This is a genomic window from Bradyrhizobium sp. CCH5-F6 (assembly GCF_001556045.1).
Taxonomy (GTDB): Bacteria; Pseudomonadota; Alphaproteobacteria; order Rhizobiales; family Xanthobacteraceae; genus Bradyrhizobium.
Map to the genome: position 1 here is coordinate 22,571 of NZ_LSIC01000073.1, position 18,231 is coordinate 40,801.

An 18,231-nucleotide genomic window follows, 5' to 3' on the forward strand; every position below is an offset into this window, starting at 1 on the left:
CGAGGCAATTCGGCCACCAGCCCGGCTGGATTGCCTCGCTTCGCGCCTTTCAAACCGTCCATTCACTCGTCATTGCGAGCGCAGCGAAGCAATCAAGAATCCCTCCCTGGGGACAATCTGGATTGCTTCGCCGCAACAGCTCCTCGCAAGACGATTGTGCCTTCACTTCTGACATTTCGGACACCAGAAGGTCGATCGACCATTCTGGGTGAACCGCTTGATCGTCCCGCCGCAGCGCGGCGTCGTGCATTTTTCGCCTTCGCGGTCGTAGACCTTGAACGAGTGCTGGAAGTAGCCGAGCTCGCCAGAGGTCTGGCGGTGATCGCGCAAGCTGGAGCCGCCGGCCTTGATGGCGTCATTCAGCACGGTGTGGATCGCGCCGACCAACCGTTTCGCATGATCCGTCGGCTCACCCTTTTTCGTCGACAGCGTGGCAGCGATCCGGCGCGGCGACAGATACGCGCGGTGCAGCGCTTCGCAGACGTAGATGTTGCCGAGGCCCGCGACCACGCGCTGGTCGAGCAGCGCCGCCTTCAGGCTGGTCGTCTTGCCGGCGCAGGAGCGCGCCAGCATCGCAGCGTCGAATTCGTTGCCGAGCGGCTCGGGTCCGAGCCCGCGTAGCAGCGGTTCGTCTTCGAGCGCATTGCGCGCGATCACTTTCATGTAACCGAAGCGGCGCGGGTCGTTGAAGACGATGTCGGCGCCGGAGGACATCCGGAACAGCACATGGTCATGCGCGGAGTCCTTGCCCTTCGGATAGTGAAACTCGCCGGGCGCGGCCTCGTTGTCCGGCTTGATGACACGGAACGAGCCCGACATGCCCAGATGCATCAGCAGCACGTCGCCGGAGGCGAGGTCGGCCATGAGATATTTTGCGCGGCGGCCGAGCCCCGTGACGACCTGCCCCTTCAGCCGCGCCACGAAGTCCGGCTGGAACGGGAAACGCAAATCCGGCCGGCGGGCTTCCGCGACCAGGATTTTCGCACCCTCCATCACGGGCTGAAGGCCGCGGCGAACGGTCTCGACTTCGGGCAATTCAGGCATGGTCGGGCATTCACCTTATGAGGGCGGTGTGATAGCGCCATTGCGGCGGGCACGCTATGGTCCGCCCAGTGGAGTAGAGTAATGGATCGGCCGGGCGAAACCACGCATTTTGGCTTCAGGGACGTTCCCCTCGGGGACAAGCAGACGCTGGTGAACGATGTGTTTCACAGCGTGGCGTCGCGCTATGATCTGATGAACGACCTGATGTCCGGCGGCCTGCACCGGGTCTGGAAGGACATCATGATCAACGCGCTCGACCCGCCGAGGAGCGACCGGCCGTTCGCGCTGCTCGACGTTGCCGGCGGCACCGGCGACATCTCGTTCCGCGCCGCCAAGGCCGCCGGTGCGGGCTTCCACGCCACCGTCTGCGACATCAATTCCGACATGCTGGCGGTGGGCCGTGAGCGCGCCGCAAAGCGGCATCTCGACACCCAGGTCGATTTCGTCGAGGGCAATGCCGAAGCGCTCGCCTTTGCCGACCGCAGCTTCGACGCCTATACGATCGCTTTCGGCATTCGCAACGTGCCGCGGATCGACCTCGCGCTGCGCGAGGCCTATCGCGTGCTGAAGCCCGGCAGCCGCTTCCTCTGTCTCGAGTTCTCCACCGTCGAGATGCCCGGGCTCGACAAGCTCTACGACTTGTTCTCGTTCAAGGTGATCCCGCCGCTCGGCCGCATGGTCACGGGCGACGCCGAGTCCTACCAGTATCTCGTCGAATCGATCCGCAAGTTTCCGAAGCCCGCCGCGTTCGCCGACATGATCCGCGAGGCCGGCTTTTCCCGCGTCAGCTGGCAGGCGCTCTCCGGCGGCATCGTCGCACTGCATTCGGGCTGGCGTTTGTGATCTCTGCCTTTACCCACACTGCGCGCCTGATCCGCGCCGCGCTCGTGTTCGCGCGCGAGGGCGTGTTCGGCTCGGTCGATCCGAGCCTGGTACCGCCCCCGGGACAGCTCGCGCTGAAGCTGGCGCGCCTCGTCGAACGCCGCGGCACCAAGGACGGCCCCCGGATCTCGCGCGCGCTGACGCGGATGGGCCCGGCCTATCTCAAGCTCGGTCAATTCCTGGCCACACGCCCCGACGTGGTCGGCGTCATCATGGCGCGCGACCTCGAAAGCCTGCAGGACCGCCTGCCGCCCTTCCCGCAAGCCGAAGCGGAAGCAGCGATCTCGACGTCGCTGGAGCGGCCGCTGAAGGACGTGTTCGCGAGCTTCGGCCCGCCGGTTGCCGCGGCTTCGATCGCGCAGGTGCATCGTGGCGAAGTGTTGCGCGACGGCGTCCGCAAGGCGGTCGCGGTGAAGGTGCTGCGGCCCAACGTCGCCGCACGCTTCCGCCGCGACCTCTCGGATTTCTTCTTCGTCGCACACAAGGCCGAGGCCTATTCGTCCGAGGCGCGTCGCCTGCGCCTCGTCGAGGTCATCAACACCATGTCGCGCTCGGTCGCGATGGAGATGGATCTGCGACTGGAAGCCGCCGCGCTGTCCGAGATGGCGGAGAACACCCGCGACGATCCGGATTTTCGCGTCCCCGCCGTCGACTGGGACCGCACCACGCACAACGTGCTGACAATGGAGTGGATCGACGGCATCGCGCTGAACGACCACAAGCGCCTAGCCGAGTCGCAGGTCGACCTGCCCGATCTCGGCCGCAAGGTGATCCAGAGCTTCCTGCGTCACGCGCTGCGCGACGGCTTCTTCCACGCCGACATGCATCCGGGCAATCTGTTCCTGGACGATGCCGGTCGTCTCGTCGCGGTCGATTTCGGCATCATGGGTCGGCTCGGCATGAAGGAGCGGCGCTTTCTCGCCGAGATCCTGCTCGGCTTCATCACCCGCGACTATCGCCGCGTCGCGGAGGTGCATTTCGAGGCGGGCTATGTGCCCGCGCACCATTCGGTCGAGAATTTCGCGCAGGCCATCCGCGCCATCGGCGAGCCGATCCACAACCGCACCGCCGAGGAGATCTCGATGGCGCGGCTGCTGACGCTGCTGCTCGAGGTCACCGGCCTGTTCGACATGACCACGCGGCCCGAGCTGATCCTGCTGCAGAAGACCATGGTGGTGGTCGAGGGCGTGGCACGCGGCTTCGATCCCAAGCTCGACATCTGGAGGATCGCCGACCCCGTGGTGCGCGAATGGATCGAGCGCAATCTCGGGCCGATCGGCCGGATGCAGGGCGCGCTGGCCGGTACCGGCGACATCGCACGCGTGCTGATGCGCCTGCCCGAGATCGCCGAGCGCTCGGTGAAGGTCCTCGAGCAGCTCGAGACCATGACGCGGGAGGGCATCAGGCTGTCACCGGAGAGCATCGCGGCAATGGGGCGCAGCGAGGGCCGCAAGAATCGCGGGCGCACCGTGGCGCTCTGGATCATCGCCGCGACATTCATCGGCATCCTGATCGCCGTCCGGAATCTGTGATTGCACTGCAATCACGCGAGTGATAGCATCGCTATCATTCCGTGCTGGAGGGGCGTCATGGCAAGCCTGACCATCCGCAAGCTCGACGACGGCGTCAAAACCTATCTGCGGCTGCGCTCGGCCAAGAACCGCAGATCGGTCGAGGAAGAGGTCCGGGTCATCCTGCGGGAGCTGATCGAGGGCCGCGAGGAGCCGCTGACGCCGTTTGCGGTGCCGCCTGCAACATCCTCAGCTCCGATTCCCCAACGCACCGGCGCCGTTCCCGAGGCCAGCGTCACCCTGATCATCGGCGGCGGGATCGCGGCGTACAAATCGCTCGACCTGATCCGCCGGCTGAAGGAGCGCCGCATCGAGGTCCGCTGCGTGCTGACCAAGGCGGCGCAGCAATTCGTCACGCCGCTGGCTGCGAGCGCGCTCTCGCATGAGCGCGTCTATACCGACCTGTTCGACCCGCAGAGCGAGTTCGACGCCGGCCATATTCGCCTCGCGCGTGACTGCGACCTGATCGTGGTGGCGCCGGCCACCGCAGACCTGTTGGCGAAGATGGCGAATGGCCATGCCGACGATCTCGCCAGCGCCATCCTGCTCGCCACCAACCGCAAGGTCTTGCTCGCGCCGGCGATGAATCCGCTGATGTGGAACAATGCAGCCACGCGGCGCAACGTCGCGCAGCTGCAGCGCGACGGCGCGGTGCTGATCGGACCGAATTCCGGCGAAATGGCCGAAGCCGGCGAAGCCGGAACCGGCCGCATGTCGGAAGCGATCGAGATAGCCAATGCCGCCGAACGTCTGCTGCGGCCACCGGTGCCGCGCCCGCTGGCCGGCAAGCGCGTGCTGATCACCGCGGGTCCGACGCACGAGCCGATCGACCCGGTGCGCTACATCGCCAACCGCTCCTCGGGCAAGCAGGGCTTCGCCATTGCCGCGGCCGCCCAGGCCGCCGGCGCCGAGGTGATCCTGGTCAGCGGCCCCGTCGACCTCGACGATCCCCCCGGCGTGACGGTGAAGCATGTCGAATCGGCACGGCAGATGCTGGAGCAGGTCCAGGCGGCGCTCCCCGCCGACATCGCGATCTTCGCCGCGGCGGTCGCCGACTGGCGCGTCGCCAATGAGGGCGAGCAGAAGCTGAAGAAAACCGCGGCCGGCATGCCGCCGCTTCAGCTCGTCGAAAACCCCGACATTCTCGCCACGATCTCGAAGCTGACCGACAAGCGCCCGCCGCTGGTGATCGGCTTTGCCGCCGAGACCGAGCATCTCATCGAGAACGCCAAGTCGAAACTCGCGCGCAAGGGCTGCGACTGGATCGTCGCCAACGACGTGTCGCCGGCAACCGGCGTGATGGGCGGCGACCGCAACACCGTCCACCTCCTCAGCCGCAAGGACGGCGCGAAGGACGGCGAGATTGCAGTTGATTCCTGGCCGGTGATGACCAAGGAACAGGTCGCCATCGAACTGGTCGCGCATGTCGCAAGGAGCGTGGCCGACAAATCCCGGGAGCCGGCATCTTGAGCGCCACAATCACGGTCGAACTGCAACGCCTCGCCCATGCTGAAGGTCTGGCGCTGCCGGCCTATCAGACCAGCGAGGCCGCCGGTCTCGACCTGATGGCAGCCGTTCCGGAGAGCGAACCGCTGACGCTCGCCCCGGGCCAATATGCGCTGGTGCCGACGGGTCTTGCGATCGCATTGCCGCCCGGGCACGAGGCGCAGGTGCGGCCGCGCTCGGGGCTCGCCGCCAAGCACGGCGTCACCGTGCTCAACTCGCCGGGCACGATCGACGCGGATTATCGCGGCGAGATCAAGGTGATCCTGATCAACCACGGCGCGGCGCCCTTCGTGATCAAGCGCGGCGAGCGCATCGCTCAGATGGTGATCGCACCCGTGGTGCAGGCCGCGCTGGTTCCGGTGACGACATTGTCCGCAACCGATCGCGGCGCCGGCGGCTTCGGCTCGACCGGCCGCTAAATCGCGACAGCTCCACGCGAATCACCCGAAGACCAGCGTGAGCTGGAACACCGCGCCCGGCATTTTTGGGGGCTCGCCTTCGCGTTCACGATCTGGACTCTTACCGGCGGAGTCACGGTGAGGGTATTGTCTTTTGATTCGCGCGCGACGGGGGTCGCCGCGCGCAAATCCGTGCGATCTTGGGGCAACTATGTCAGGCGTGATCGTGTCGATGCGTCGGACGCTGCTGTCGTGCACATCGTTGGTGCGCAACGGCTTGATGGGAAGCGCTCTCGCGGCGCTGCTGCCGGCTGTGCCGGCCGAGGCCGCCGATGTCGTCGACACCCTCTCCAGCATGCTGGATTTCAACCGACAGGAGCTCGCGGTGCTCGCCACCGCGCTGGCCTTGCTCGGCTTTTCGGTGGTGGCCGCAATTCTCCTGATGCGCACGCGCGTGCGCACTGTGAAGAACGAGGCGCGGCTGCGCGCCCGGATCGGGGAACTGCAACTCCAGGCCGACCGCTTCGGCGCGCTGCTGTTCGCCGAGCCGCAGATCCTGATCTCCTGGCCGGCCGGCGACAGCCGTGCGCAGATTGCCGGCGACATCTCCATGGTGCTGCCGCGCGATTCCTCGCCGCAGCGCGTGCTCGCATTCGGAACCTGGCTGCCACCGGAACCCGCGCTCCAGATGGACCATGCCGTCGATGCGCTGCGCGATCGCGGCGACGGGTTCCAGCTCACGCTCACCACCGCGCACGGCCATACGCTGGAAGCGATCGGCCGCGCCATCGGCGGACAGGCCATTGTCCGGATTCGCGAACTCTCCGGACTGCGCCGCGATCTGGCCGAGACCAATCTGCGCTACAAGGCGCTCTCCGACGAGACCGAGATGCTGCGCGGTTTCGCCGCCGCCGCACCCTGGCCGATCTGGGCCAAGGGCGAGAACGGCGCGCTGACCTACGCCAATCCGGCCTATGTGCGCGCCACCGAGGCAAACAGTGTCACCGACGCGCAGGAGCGCAAGCTGGAGCTGCTCGACAGCGCCGACCGCACCGCGATGGAGCGGGGGCTGAAGGACGCGGCCAGCTTCACTTCGCGGCTGCCGATCGTGATCGGCGGCGAGCGGCGCATCTACGACGTGCGCGCGGTCAATGTCGGCAGCGGTAGCGTGGGCGTCGCCATCGATGCCAGCGAAGCGGTCGCGCTGAGCTCGGCGCTCGTGCGGATGGCAGAGGCGCATCGGCGCACGCTCGACCAGCTCTCCTCCGGCGTTGCCGTCTTCGACGGCCAGCGCCGCCTCGCCTTCTACAACGATTCCTATCGGCGGCTGTGGGACCTCGACCGCGCCTTCCTCGACGCCAATCCTGATGATTCAAGCGTGCTCGACCAGCTCCGCGCCGCGCGCAAATTGCCGGAACAGCCGGATTTCCGTGCCTGGAAAGCGAAACTGCACGAGGCCTATCGCGCGGTCGAGACCGCCAAGGACACCTGGTTCCTGCCCGACGGAAGGGCACTCTCGGTCGTCACCACGCCGAATCCCGAGGGCGGCGTCACCTATCTGTTCGACGACGTCACCGAAAGCCTCGACCTCGCCCGCCGCTTCGACGGGCTGATCCGCGTTCAGCGCGAGACGCTGGACAGCCTCGCCGAGGGCGTCGCAGTGTTCGGCAGCAACGGCAAGGCGCAGCTGTTCAATCCGGCCTTCGTCCGGATGTGGAAGCTCTCGAGCGATGCCATGCGCGACGAGCCGCACATCCAGACGGTGGAAGGCTGGTGCCACCAGCTGTTCGACGATCCCGTGGTCTGGCGCCAGATCCGCGAGGCCATCACCTCAATCGAGAACCGCGCCGATGTGCCGCTGAAGCTGGAGCGCAAGGACGGCAGCGTGCTCGACGGCATGATCCGGCCGCTGCCGGACGGCGCCACCATGCTGACGTTCCAGGACATCACCGACACCGAAAATGTCGAGCGCGCGCTGCGCGAGCGCAACGAGGCGCTGGAGGCCGCCGATCAGATGAAGGTGGATTTCGTCCACCACGTCTCCTACGAGCTGCGCTCGCCGCTCACCACCATCATCGGCTTTGCGCATTTCCTCAGCGACCCCTCGACCGGGCCGCTGACGCCGAAGCAGGCCGAATATCTCGACTACGTCACCAAATCGACCAACGCGCTGCTCGCGCTCACCAACAACATCCTGGATCTTGCCACCATCGACGCCGGCGCGATGAAGCTGGAACTCGGACAGGTCGACGTCAGCAAGGCCATCGAGCTCGCTGCCGAGGGCATTCAGGACCGGCTCGCCACCGACCGCATCCGCCTCAAGGTCGAGATCGCGCCGGATATCGGCAGCTTCACCGGCGACGAGAAGCGCGTGGTGCAGGTGCTCTATAACCTCCTGGCCAACGCCGTCGGGTTTTCTCCACAGGATTCCACCGTCGGGATCAGCGCGCGGCGCACCGAGCGCAGCGTGGTCTTCACCGTGACAGATTCGGGACCTGGAATACCGGCCGACATGAAGGACAAGGTGTTCAACTGGTTCGAAAGCCGCTCGCAGGGCTCGCGTCACCGCGGTGCCGGGCTGGGTCTGTCGCTGGTGCGCTCCTTCGTCGAGCTGCATGGCGGCAAGGTGCGGGTGGATTCGATCGTCGGCCGGGGCACGGTCGTGATCTGCGATTTCCCGACCGACCAGGCGGCGCATCGCGACGCCGCCGAATGACGGAACCAACCACATTCGCGGTCGCGCTCCTCAACGAGACGGCCACTGCGCAATTGATGGAAGACCTCGCGCTGCTGGTCGGTCCCGGCGACGTCATCACCCTCACAGGCGATCTCGGTGCCGGCAAGACCGCGGCGGCGCGCAGCCTGATCCGCTACCTCGCCGGCGACGACGCGCTGGAAGTGCCGAGCCCGACCTTCACGCTGGTGCAGGGCTACGAGCTGCCGCCCTTCCCGGTGGTGCATGCCGATCTCTATCGCGTCGAGGACGAGGGCGAGCTCGAGGAAATCGGGCTGTCGCCGCTCCCGGATGCCACGCTCGTCCTGATCGAATGGCCCGAGCGCGCACCCTCGGCAATGCCCGAGGATCGCATCGACATCGCGCTGACGCACCGGCCGGCGCTGGGATCGAATGCACGCGCCGCCGACATCACCGGCCATGGCAAGGCCGCCGCTCAAGTCGCGCGGCTGAAGGCGTTGCGCGAATTCCTCGATGCATCCGGCTACATGGATGCGACGCGCAAGCGCATGGCCGGCGACGCCTCCACGCGCTCCTATGCACGCCTGCTGCGCGAGGACGAAATCGTCATCCTCATGAATTTTCCGCAGCGGCCCGACGGCGCGGCCCTCTACAACGGAAAATCCTACAGCGCCGCGGTGCATCTGGCCGAGAACGTCAAACCCTTCGTCGCCATCGCCGAAGGCCTGCGCGCGCAGGGCATCTCCGCGCCCGCGATCCATCATTCCGATCTCGATCATGGCTTCCTGATCACCGAGGATCTTGGCAGCGAAGGCGTGATCGAGGGCGATCCGCCGCGTCCGATCGCCGAGCGCTACGAGGCCGCCGCGGATTTGCTGGCCGTGCTGCATGGCAAGACGTTGCCGGAAACACTGCCGCTGGCGGATCAGACCTACGCCATTCCCGTCTTCGACGCCGAGGCGCTGCTGATCGAAATCGGGTTGATGCCAGAATGGTATCTGCCTGATCGAAACGCACCGTTGAGCGAGGCGGCACGCGCGGAATTCTTCGCGATGTGGCGCGAGCTGCTCAAAAAGCCGCTGGCCGCGCCGAAGACGTGGGTCATCCGCGACTATCACTCGCCCAACTTGATCTGGCTCGGGAATCGCGCCGGCATCGAGCGCGTCGGCGTGATCGATTTCCAGGATGCCGTGCTCGGACCGCAATCCTACGACGTGGTGTCGCTGCTCCAGGACGCCCGCATCGACGTGCCGGAGACGCTCGAGCTGACGCTGCTGTCGCGCTACATCAAGGCCCGGCGCGCTGCCGACGCCGGCTTCGATGCGGCCGGTTTTGCCGAGCTCTACGCCGTCATGTCGGCGCAGCGGAACACACGCCTGCTCGGCACCTTCGCCCGCCTCAACCGCCGCGACGGCAAGCCGCATTATCTGCGCCACCAGCCGCGGATCTGGACCTATCTCCAGCGTTCGCTGGCGCATCCCGCGCTCGGCGCCTTGCGCGACTGGTATCTCGCCAACGTGCCGCCCCCTCGAGGCTGATTCAGGGCCCGATTTACCAGCCGTTAGCCAAGACGTCGCTATTCTGTCGATGAAGCAGCCGGATGATTACGGGGCTGGAGCAAGGGCAGATGGCGGCGAAGGCGGATCAGCGCGGCAGCAACCGGGTTGTTTTCGAGCGCGGGATTCCGGCCCAGATGATGGGGATCGACGGCACCTGGCGGCGCGACTGCACCATGGAGGACGTTTCCGAAACGGGCGCCAAGCTGACCATCGACGGCTCAGTCGAGGGCCTGCACCTGAAGGAATTCTTTCTCCTGCTGTCGTCCACGGGGCTTGCGTACCGGCGCTGCGAGCTGGCCTGGGTCAATGGCGACCAGATCGGCGTCAATTTCCTCAAGGTTGGCGAGAAGAAGAAAAAGGCGCGCTCCACAGCCATTGGAGCGTGACGGCAACACCCGTCGTACAACCGTCACGGCGGCTGGTTAAGGCGGTCGAGATGCGGTGCGGCTGATCGAGCCCCGTGCTAGGATTGCTGCGAAAGCCTAAGGTCCGAGAAAGCGAAGGATGCCCGTCAAACCGACCAAAGCCATGGTGCTCGCCGCAGGGTTCGGCCTGCGCATGCGTCCGTTGACGGACAAGATGCCTAAGCCGATGGTGCCCGTGGCGGGCCAACCGCTGCTCGACCATGTGCTCGACAAGCTCGGTCAGGCCGGCGTGTCCGAGGCGGTGGTCAACGTGCACTACCTGCCGGACCAGATCATCAATCACACCGCATCGCGCCAGCATCCGCGCGTGACCATCTCCGACGAGCGCGACCAGGTGCTCGGCACCGGCGGCGGCGTCGTCAAGGCGCTGTCGTTGCTCGGCGACGCCCCGTTCTTCCACGTCAATTCCGACACGCTGTGGATCGACGGCGTGCGCTCCAACCTGACCCGGCTTGCGGAAAACTTCGATCCCACCCGCATGGACATCCTGCTGCTGATGGCGCCGACGGCGACCAGCATCGGCTATAACGGCCGTGGCGACTACGCCATGCTGCCCGACGGCGCCCTGCGCAAGCGCAAGGAGAAGGAGATCGTCCCCTTCGTCTATGCCGGCGCTGCGATCCTGTCGCCGACGATCTTCGCCGATGCGCCCAAGGGCGAGTTCGCCTTGACGAAGATGTTCGACCGCGCCGAGGAGGAGGAACGCCTGTTCGGCCTCCGCCTCGACGGCGTCTGGATGCATGTCGGCACGCCTGATGCGGTGCATGCCGCGGAAGAGGCGTTTCTGGAGAGCGTGGCGTAGCGCTCCCCGTCATTGTGAGGCGCACGTAAGCCCGAACTATGGTGCGCGATTGCGCACCTGAGAATCTTGAGATTCCGGTCCGATGCTCCGCATCCCCTCGGAATGACAGTGGGACAGCGGGGACTACTCGCCCGCACCCATGACCATTTGGCCCCAGCTCCCTATATTGGCGCCTGATCCCGAATCAGGCAGCTCATGCGCGTTTTCAGCGTTCCCCTCTCAGTTCCGTTCCTGCGCACCGTCGTCACGGCCCTGCTCGAGGGACGGCTGGTCGACGGCTTCGAAGCGCGCAAGGAACCGGCGCGGCTTGCCGATGCCACGCTCTATCTGCCGACGAGGCGCGCGATGCGCGTCGTCCGCGAGATTTTCCTCGACGAGATGAAGGCGGATGCCGTCGTGCTGCCGCGCATCGTCGCGCTCGGCGATATCGACGAGGACGAGCTGGCTTTCGCGGACGAGAGCGAACAGTTCTCCGGCGCGGCGCCGCTCGACATTCCGCCACGGCTGGGCGAGCTGGAACGGCGGCTCACGCTGGCGCAGCTCGTCGCCGCCTGGGCCAAGGGCCCGGTGCTGTCGCCGCTGGTGGTCGGCGGCCCGGCCTCGACCCTTGCGCTGGCAGGCGATCTCGCGCGCCTGATCGACGACATGGTCACGCGCGGTGTTGACTGGAGCGCGCTCGACGGCCTCGTGCCCGACCAGCTCGATCGCTATTGGCAGCACTCGCTCGAATTCCTGCGCATCGCGCGCATTGCCTGGCCAAGTCATCTCGCCGAGATCAACCGGATCGAGCCGGCCGCGCGACGCGACCTTCTGATCGCAGCGGAAGCAAGGCGCCTGACCGCGCATCCGACCGGGCCGGTGATCGCCGCTGGCTCGACCGGCTCGATGCCGGCTACGGCAAAGTTCCTGCATGCGGTCGCTTCGCTGCCGCATGGCGCCGTGGTGCTGCCGGGCCTCGACACCGATCTCGACGAGGACGCCTGGCGCAGCATCGGCGGCGTCCGCGATGCGCTCGGCAAGTTCGCGGAGCATCCGGCTTCCAACCATCCGCAATATGCGATGCATGCACTGCTGCAACGCCTCGGCATCAAGCGCAGCGATGTCCAGCTGCTGGCACCGGCGGCAGAAGGCGGTCGCGATCTCCTTGCCTCCGAATCGATGCGGCCATCCGCCAAGACGGAAGTCTGGCACGACCGGCTGAAGCACCCCGACGTGGCGGCCAAGATCGCTGCGGGCATGAAACACCTCGCGGTCGTCGAGGCCCCCAATCCTGAAATGGAAGCGCTCGCGATCGCCATCGCGATGCGCGAGGCGCGGCATCTCGACAAGTCGGCGGCGCTCGTGACGCCCGACCGCGCACTGGCGCGGCGGGTGATGGCGGCGCTGACCCGATGGGACCTCGCCTTCGACGATTCCGGCGGCGATGTGCTGATGGAAACATCTACCGGCACGTTCGCGCGTCTCGCGGCGGAGGCGGCGACAAAGGGGCTGGAGCCCCCGACATTGCTGGCGATGCTGAAGCATCCGTTATGCCGGCTCGGCCGCGCGCCCGGCGCGTGGAAGATGGCAATCGAAGGCCTCGAGCTGGCGGTGCTGCGCGGCACGCGCCCACCGGCGGGCACCGCAGGCCTCCTGCGCGAATTCAACCGTTTCCGCGAGGAGCTCGCAAAGCTGTGGCGCAGCGAGGTCTCTGCGCTGCACCGCGCCGAGCCGCGAGCGCGCCTCAAGGCGGAAGATCTCGATCGCATCCAGGCACTGATCGACGCCCTGCAAAGGGCATTGGCGCCGATCGAGAGCCTGGCCTCGTCAAAACCCTATGACTTCGCCGAGCTCGCGCACCGTCACCGCGAGATCATGATCGAGCTGTCGCGCGACGAGCAGGGCATTCCGCTCGCCTTCGAGGATCGCGACGGTCTCGCGCTGGCCAGTGCCTTCGATGATCTCCTGCGGGGCGGCACGACCAGCGGACTGATGGTGCCGTTGCCCGACTATCCCGATGTCTTCCAGACTGCATTCAGCGACCGGGCGGTGCGGCGACGGGACAGGCCGGGCGCGCGCTTGCAGATCTATGGCCCGCTGGAATCGCGCCTGATGCAGGCCGACCGCATCATCATCGGCGGCCTGATCGAAGGCGTCTGGCCTCCGGCGCCGCGCATCGATCCCTGGCTCAGCCGGCCGATGCGGCACGAGCTGGGTCTCGACCTGCCAGAACGCCGCATCGGCCTCTCCGCCCATGACTTCGCGCAGCTGCTCGGCGGCGATGAAGTGATCCTCACCCATTCCGCCAAGGCCGGCGGGGCGCCGGCGGTCGCATCGCGCTTCCTGCACCGGCTGGAGGCGGTCGCGGGCGACGAACACTGGAAAAGGGCGGTCCGTGCCGGCGAGAAATATGTGCAGTTCGCGGCCGCACTGGACCAGCCCGACGAGGTCCGACCGATCAAGCAGCCGGAGCCGCGGCCGCCGCGCGCGACGCGGCCGCTCAGGATGTCCGTCACCGAAATCGAAGACTGGCTGCGCGATCCCTATACGATCTATGCCAAACGCATCCTGCGGCTCGATGCGCTCGATCCCGTCGACATGCCGCTCTCGGCCGCCGACCGCGGCTCGGCAATCCATAATGCGCTCGGCGAGTTCACGGAAACCTATGCCGCGCGTCTGCCCGACGATCCGGCCCGGGTGCTTCGCGCAATCGGCGAGAAGCACTTTGCGCCGCTGATGGAGCGCCCCGAGGCGCGGGCGCTGTGGTGGCCGCGGTTCCAGCGAATCGCGCGCTGGTTCGGCGAATGGGAGACGGTGCGGCGCGACGCCATCGAGGCCATCACGGCCGAGACCCGGGGAGAGATCTCGATCACGCTCGATCATCAGCGCAGCTTCCGCCTGTCTGCGCGCGCGGACCGCATCGAGCGCCGCCAGGGCGGCGGCTATGCGATCCTCGACTACAAGACCGGGCAGCCGCCGACCGGCAAGCAGGTCCGCATGGGCCTGTCACCGCAGCTGACGCTGGAGGCGGCGATCCTGCGCGAGGGTGGCTTCCCCGATATCGATGCCGGCTCCTCCGTGAGCCAGCTCGTCTATGTCCGCCTCAGCGGCAACAACCCGCCGGGCGAGGAGCGCATCCTCGAGCTCAAGTTCAAGCAAGGCGACGAACCCCAGCCGCCGGACACCGCGGCAGCCGAGGCGCGGGCCAAGCTGGAAGCGCTGATCCGCGCCTTCGAGGACGAGAACCAGGCCTATACCTCGCTGAATCTGCCGATGTGGACGAACCGCTACGGCACCTATGACGACCTCGCCCGGATCAAGGAATGGTCTGCGGCCGGCGGATTGGGGATCGAGGAATGGTGAAGGCGCCGCGTCCCATCCCCGACGAGGTGCGCGCGCGGCAGGCGCGTGCGTCCGATCCGACCGCCTCGGCCTTCGTGTCGGCCAATGCCGGCTCGGGCAAGACGCATGTGCTGGTGCAGCGGGTGATCCGCCTGTTGCTGTCGGGCGTGCCCCCGGAAAAGATCCTCTGCATCACCTTCACCAAAGCCGCCGCAGCGAACATGGCGGAGCGCGTGTTCACCACGCTCGGGCATTGGGTGACGCTGGATGATGATGCGCTCACGAAGGCGATTGTCGCGGTCGGCATCCCCCATCCCAACGCAAAACTGCGCCGCGAGGCGCGAAAGCTGTTCGCCTGCGCACTGGAGACCCCGGGCGGGCTGAAGGTCCAGACCATCCACGCGCTGTGCACCCGCCTGCTCCAGCAGTTTCCGTTCGAGGCCAACGTGCCGGCGCGCTTTGCCGTCATCGACGAGCGCGACCAGACCGACATGATGGAGCGCGCCAATCTGAAGGTGCTGCTGGAGGCAGCGCGCGCCCCCGAGAGCGTGACCGGACGCGCGCTCCTGACCGCGATGGCGAGCGCCGCCGACGTCACCTTCAAGGAAGTGGTGCGCGAAGCGTGCCTCAGCCGCGATCACTTCATGGCCTGGACCGACGAGGCCGGCAACGCGGAATCCGCGGCCGCGCAGATGGCTGCGGTGCTGGGCGTGGACGTGAGCGATCGCATCGAGGACGTCGAGACGGAGATTCTCGATGGCCCGTTCCTGCCGCGATCGCGCTGGGACGACATCGCCTTCGCGCTGGAGGACGGCAGCAAATCGGACAACGACCAGGCGGGGCGCCTGCGCGCGGCAAAGGTGTTCTCCGGCAGCGATCAGGTCGATGCTTATCTGTCCGTCTTCCTCACCGACGAGAAGCTGCCGCGCAAGGCCGTGCTGACCAAGAAGTTCTGCGACCACAATCCGTCCGTTGCGCGCCTGTTCGAGGCCGAGGCGCAGCGTCTTGCAGGGCTGATCGAGAAGCGCCGTGCGGTCACGGTTCGTGACCGCACCGCCGCCCTGCTGCACATCGCGACCGCTGCTGCCGCGAACTACCGACGCGAGAAGCAGGAGCGCGGGCTGCTCGACTATGACGACCTGATCGACAAGACGCTGGCGATGCTCGACCGCGTCGCCTCGGGCTGGGTGCATTACAAGCTCGACCGCGGCGTCGACCACGTGCTGATCGACGAGGCCCAGGATACGAGCCCCCGGCAATGGGACATCGTTGCGCACATCATCTCCGAGTTCACGGCCGGCGAAGGCGCGCGCGAGGGGCTGAACCGCACCATCTTCGCCGTCGGCGACGAGAAGCAGTCGATCTTCTCGTTCCAGGGCGCAGCGCCCCACGAATTCGATGCGCGTCGGCGCGAGCTGCATCGCAAATTCACCGCGGCCGGGCTGAAATTCGATCCGGTCGCCTTCACCTATTCGTTCCGCTCGGGCGCGACGATCCTGCACTCGGTCGACCACGTCTTCCGCGATCCCGCGATCTACAAGAGCATCCATTCGGTCGAGATCGGTCATCCCCTGCACAACGCGCTCGCAGATGCAGGTCCCAGTGTGATCGAGCTGTGGGACCTCGCCGAGGCCGACGAGAGGCAGGACATCGAGGGCTGGCGCGCGCCGTTCGACGGCGTCGCCGTCACCAGCCCGGAGGTGAAGCTCGCCCGCCGCATCCAGGCCGAGATCAAGCGGCTGGTCGAGAGCGGCACGCTGACGGGACATGAGGGCGAGCGCCGCCCCCTGCGCTATGGCGACATGCTGATCCTGGTGCGCCGGCGCGGCAACGCTTTCGACGCCGTGATCCAGGCGTTGAAGCACGCCAATATCCCGGTCGCCGGTGCCGACCGGCTCAAGCTCACCGAGCACATCGCGATCATCGACCTGATGAATCTTGCCGACGCGCTGCTGCTGCCGCAGGACGATCTCGCGCTCGCGGTGGCGCTGAAGAGCCCGCTGTTCGGGCTCGATGACGACGATCTGTTTCAGCTGGCCCATGATCGCAAGGGGTCGCTTCGCCGCGCGCTCGGCGAGCAGGCGGCTGGAAGCGAAAAGTTCGCCACGGCGTTGCGACGCCTGGAAGCTTGCGAGATTCGTGCGCGCGAGGAGACGCCGTTCGCCTTCTATGCCTGGCTGCTCGGCGGCGACGGCGGGCGCGCGCGCATCCTGCGCCGGCTCGGCCATGAGGCCAATGATGCGCTCGACGAATTTCTTGAGCTCGCGCTGAGCTACGAGCGCAAGGCGCCGGCCTCGCTCCAGGGATTCATGGCCTGGCTGCGCGCGGCCGACACCGAGGTGAAGCGCGACATGGAGATCTCGCGCGACGAGGTGCGGGTGATGACCGTGCACGGCGCCAAGGGCCTCGAGGCCTCGGTCGTGTTCATGGTCGACACGACATCGTCGCCTGCGGACTCGCAGCGGGTTCGGCTGATTCACGTGCCGCGCGGCAATGGCGGCGAGGTCGTGGTCTGGGCCGGCCGCAAGGCGGACGATCCCAAGCCGGTCGCCGAGGCGCGCAAGGCGATGCTGGAGGAGACCGAGGACGAGTATCGCCGCCTGCTCTACGTCGCGATGACGCGCGCGGCCGACCGGCTGATCGTCGGCGGCTGCATGCCCGGCAACATGAAGACCGTCCGCAAGCTGAGCTGGTACGACCTGGTCGACACCGGGCTCGCCGGCTCGGGCCTCGACAAGCAGGTGATCGAGACGCCGCTCGGCAAAGTGACCCGGTTCGCCCGGCCGGAGGATGTCGTGGCGCTCGGCACGCCGGCGGCGTCCCTGGATCAGAAGATCGTTCTGCCGGACTGGTTGCGGGTACCGGCGCCGCGCGAGGCCGCCGAGGAGGATCTCGTGCGGCCGTCCGGCCAATCGGCCGAGGAAGGCCGCAGCGTGCGCTCAGGCGAATCGGTGCAGTCCCGTGCTCTGGCGCTGCAGCGCGGCACGCTGGTGCACCGTCTGCTGCAATCCCTGCCCGAGATCGCCCCCGAGCGCCGGCGCGAGGCCGCGCTCGGCTTCATGACGCGCAATGCCTCGGACTGGGTGGAAGCCGACCGCATCGCACTCGCCGAAAAGGTGCTCGCCCTGATCACCGATCCGCGTTTTGCCCCGGTCTTCGCCGGGGGTAGCCGGGCGGAGGTCGCCATCGTCGGCAGGCTGGAACGGCCGGGCGGGCCGCCGGCGCTGGTGTCGGGGCAGATCGACCGGCTGGTCGTTGGGCCCGACGAGGTCCTGATCGTCGATTTCAAGACCAACCAGGCAGCCCCCAGGAGCGCGGCTGAGGCGCCTGCCGCCTATGTCCGGCAGCTTGCGCTGTACCGCGCGGTGCTGTCGCGGCTTTATCCCCGAAAGCCTGTCAGGGCCGTCCTGCTCTGGACGGAGGCCCTTGAATATATGGAGATTTCGGCCCCCGCGCTGGACGCGACGCTGGCATCCCTTCATCTCAATGTGAGCGTCCTTGACCCGGCAAGAGGCCGTTCATAGGTTGACGCCATGATCCCGCGCGCGATTCCCGGGCGCGCCGATTCTTTCAACCGAGTGAGGTACTCCAATGGCCGTTAGCAAGGTTTCCGACGCCGATTTCGAAGCCGAAGTGCTCAAGGCGAGCGGCCCCGTGGTCGTCGATTTCTGGGCCGAATGGTGCGGCCCCTGCCGCATGATCGCGCCCGCCCTCGACGAGATCGCCGGTGCGATGGGCGACAAGGTCAAGATCGTGAAGCTCAACGTCGACGAGAGCCCGAAGACCGCCTCCAAATACGGCGTGATGTCGATCCCGACCCTGATGATCTTCAAGGGCGGCGAGATGGCCTCGCGCCAGGTCGGTGCCGCGCCGAAGGCGAAGCTTCAGCAGTGGATCACGTCCGCGGTCTGAGCCGCCTCGCATCCGATTTTTTTCGACGACGGCCGGCGAAATGCCGGCCGTTTGCGTTGATGGGACGTGTTCAGCGTATGACGAGTCCCAGCCTTGCCTCCTCCCCGAAAGCGCGA

At 66.9% G+C, this 18,231-nt stretch carries 12 protein-coding genes; 11 read left to right on the forward strand and 1 reads right to left on the reverse strand.

Features of this window, described 5'->3' with window-relative positions:
- Positions 1 to 162: 162 nt before the first annotated feature.
- Positions 163 to 1,044, reverse strand: a complete 882-nt coding sequence (gene mutM, locus AX729_RS12615) for a bifunctional DNA-formamidopyrimidine glycosylase/DNA-(apurinic or apyrimidinic site) lyase (protein ID WP_061023444.1) — start codon at positions 1,042 to 1,044, stop codon at positions 163 to 165.
- 81 nt (positions 1,045 to 1,125) lie between these two features.
- On the opposite strand from mutM, the gene ubiE reads away from it, so the two are divergent.
- From ubiE to trxA, 11 genes are all read left to right on the forward strand, one after another.
- Positions 1,126 to 1,887 carry a bifunctional demethylmenaquinone methyltransferase/2-methoxy-6-polyprenyl-1,4-benzoquinol methylase UbiE gene (gene ubiE / locus AX729_RS12620; RefSeq protein WP_061023447.1) on the forward strand — a complete coding sequence of 254 codons (762 nt, stop codon included), beginning with the start codon at positions 1,126 to 1,128 and terminating at the stop codon, positions 1,885 to 1,887.
- A complete protein-coding gene (gene ubiB / locus AX729_RS12625) occupies positions 1,884 to 3,458 on the forward strand; it encodes a 2-polyprenylphenol 6-hydroxylase (protein WP_061023449.1) in 1,575 nt (524 codons plus the stop codon). The genes ubiE and ubiB overlap by 4 nt, the downstream gene beginning before the upstream one ends.
- A gap of 57 nt (positions 3,459 to 3,515) precedes the next feature.
- A complete protein-coding gene (gene coaBC / locus AX729_RS12630) occupies positions 3,516 to 4,967 on the forward strand; it encodes a bifunctional phosphopantothenoylcysteine decarboxylase/phosphopantothenate--cysteine ligase CoaBC (RefSeq protein ID WP_061023452.1) in 1,452 nt (483 codons plus the stop codon).
- Positions 4,964 to 5,422 carry a dUTP diphosphatase gene (gene dut, locus AX729_RS12635; protein ID WP_061023453.1) on the forward strand — a complete coding sequence of 153 codons (459 nt, stop codon included), beginning with the start codon at positions 4,964 to 4,966 and terminating at the stop codon, positions 5,420 to 5,422. Before coaBC ends, dut begins: the two co-directional genes overlap by 4 nt.
- 190 nt (positions 5,423 to 5,612) lie before the next feature.
- The gene (locus AX729_RS12640) at positions 5,613 to 8,117 is read left to right on the forward strand and encodes a sensor histidine kinase (protein WP_061023455.1); all 2,505 of its coding nucleotides are present in this window, start codon (positions 5,613 to 5,615) and stop codon (positions 8,115 to 8,117) included.
- Positions 8,114 to 9,634, forward strand: coding sequence for a tRNA (adenosine(37)-N6)-threonylcarbamoyltransferase complex ATPase subunit type 1 TsaE (tsaE, locus tag AX729_RS12645; protein WP_061023458.1), 1,521 nt, complete (start codon positions 8,114 to 8,116; stop codon positions 9,632 to 9,634). The genes AX729_RS12640 and tsaE overlap by 4 nt, the downstream gene beginning before the upstream one ends.
- An 89-nt stretch (positions 9,635 to 9,723) precedes the next feature.
- A complete protein-coding gene (locus tag AX729_RS12650; protein ID WP_061023460.1) occupies positions 9,724 to 10,041 on the forward strand; it encodes a PilZ domain-containing protein in 318 nt (105 codons plus the stop codon).
- 118 nt (positions 10,042 to 10,159) lie between these two features.
- Complete coding sequence (locus AX729_RS12655) at positions 10,160 to 10,882, forward strand: nucleotidyltransferase family protein (protein ID WP_061023462.1); 723 nt, start codon at positions 10,160 to 10,162, stop codon at positions 10,880 to 10,882.
- Positions 10,883 to 11,077: 195 nt separating this feature from the next.
- Positions 11,078 to 14,224 (forward strand): double-strand break repair protein AddB, encoded by a 3,147-nt coding sequence (gene addB / locus AX729_RS12660; RefSeq protein ID WP_061023464.1) that lies wholly within the window; start codon positions 11,078 to 11,080, stop codon positions 14,222 to 14,224.
- Positions 14,218 to 17,727 (forward strand): double-strand break repair helicase AddA, encoded by a 3,510-nt coding sequence (gene addA / locus AX729_RS12665; RefSeq protein ID WP_061023466.1) that lies wholly within the window; start codon positions 14,218 to 14,220, stop codon positions 17,725 to 17,727. Before addB ends, addA begins: the two co-directional genes overlap by 7 nt.
- A gap of 67 nt (positions 17,728 to 17,794) precedes the next feature.
- On the forward strand, positions 17,795 to 18,115 hold the full coding sequence (gene trxA / locus AX729_RS12670) for a thioredoxin (protein WP_061023468.1): 321 nt from the start codon (positions 17,795 to 17,797) through the stop codon (positions 18,113 to 18,115).
- Positions 18,116 to 18,231: the final 116 nt, after the last annotated feature.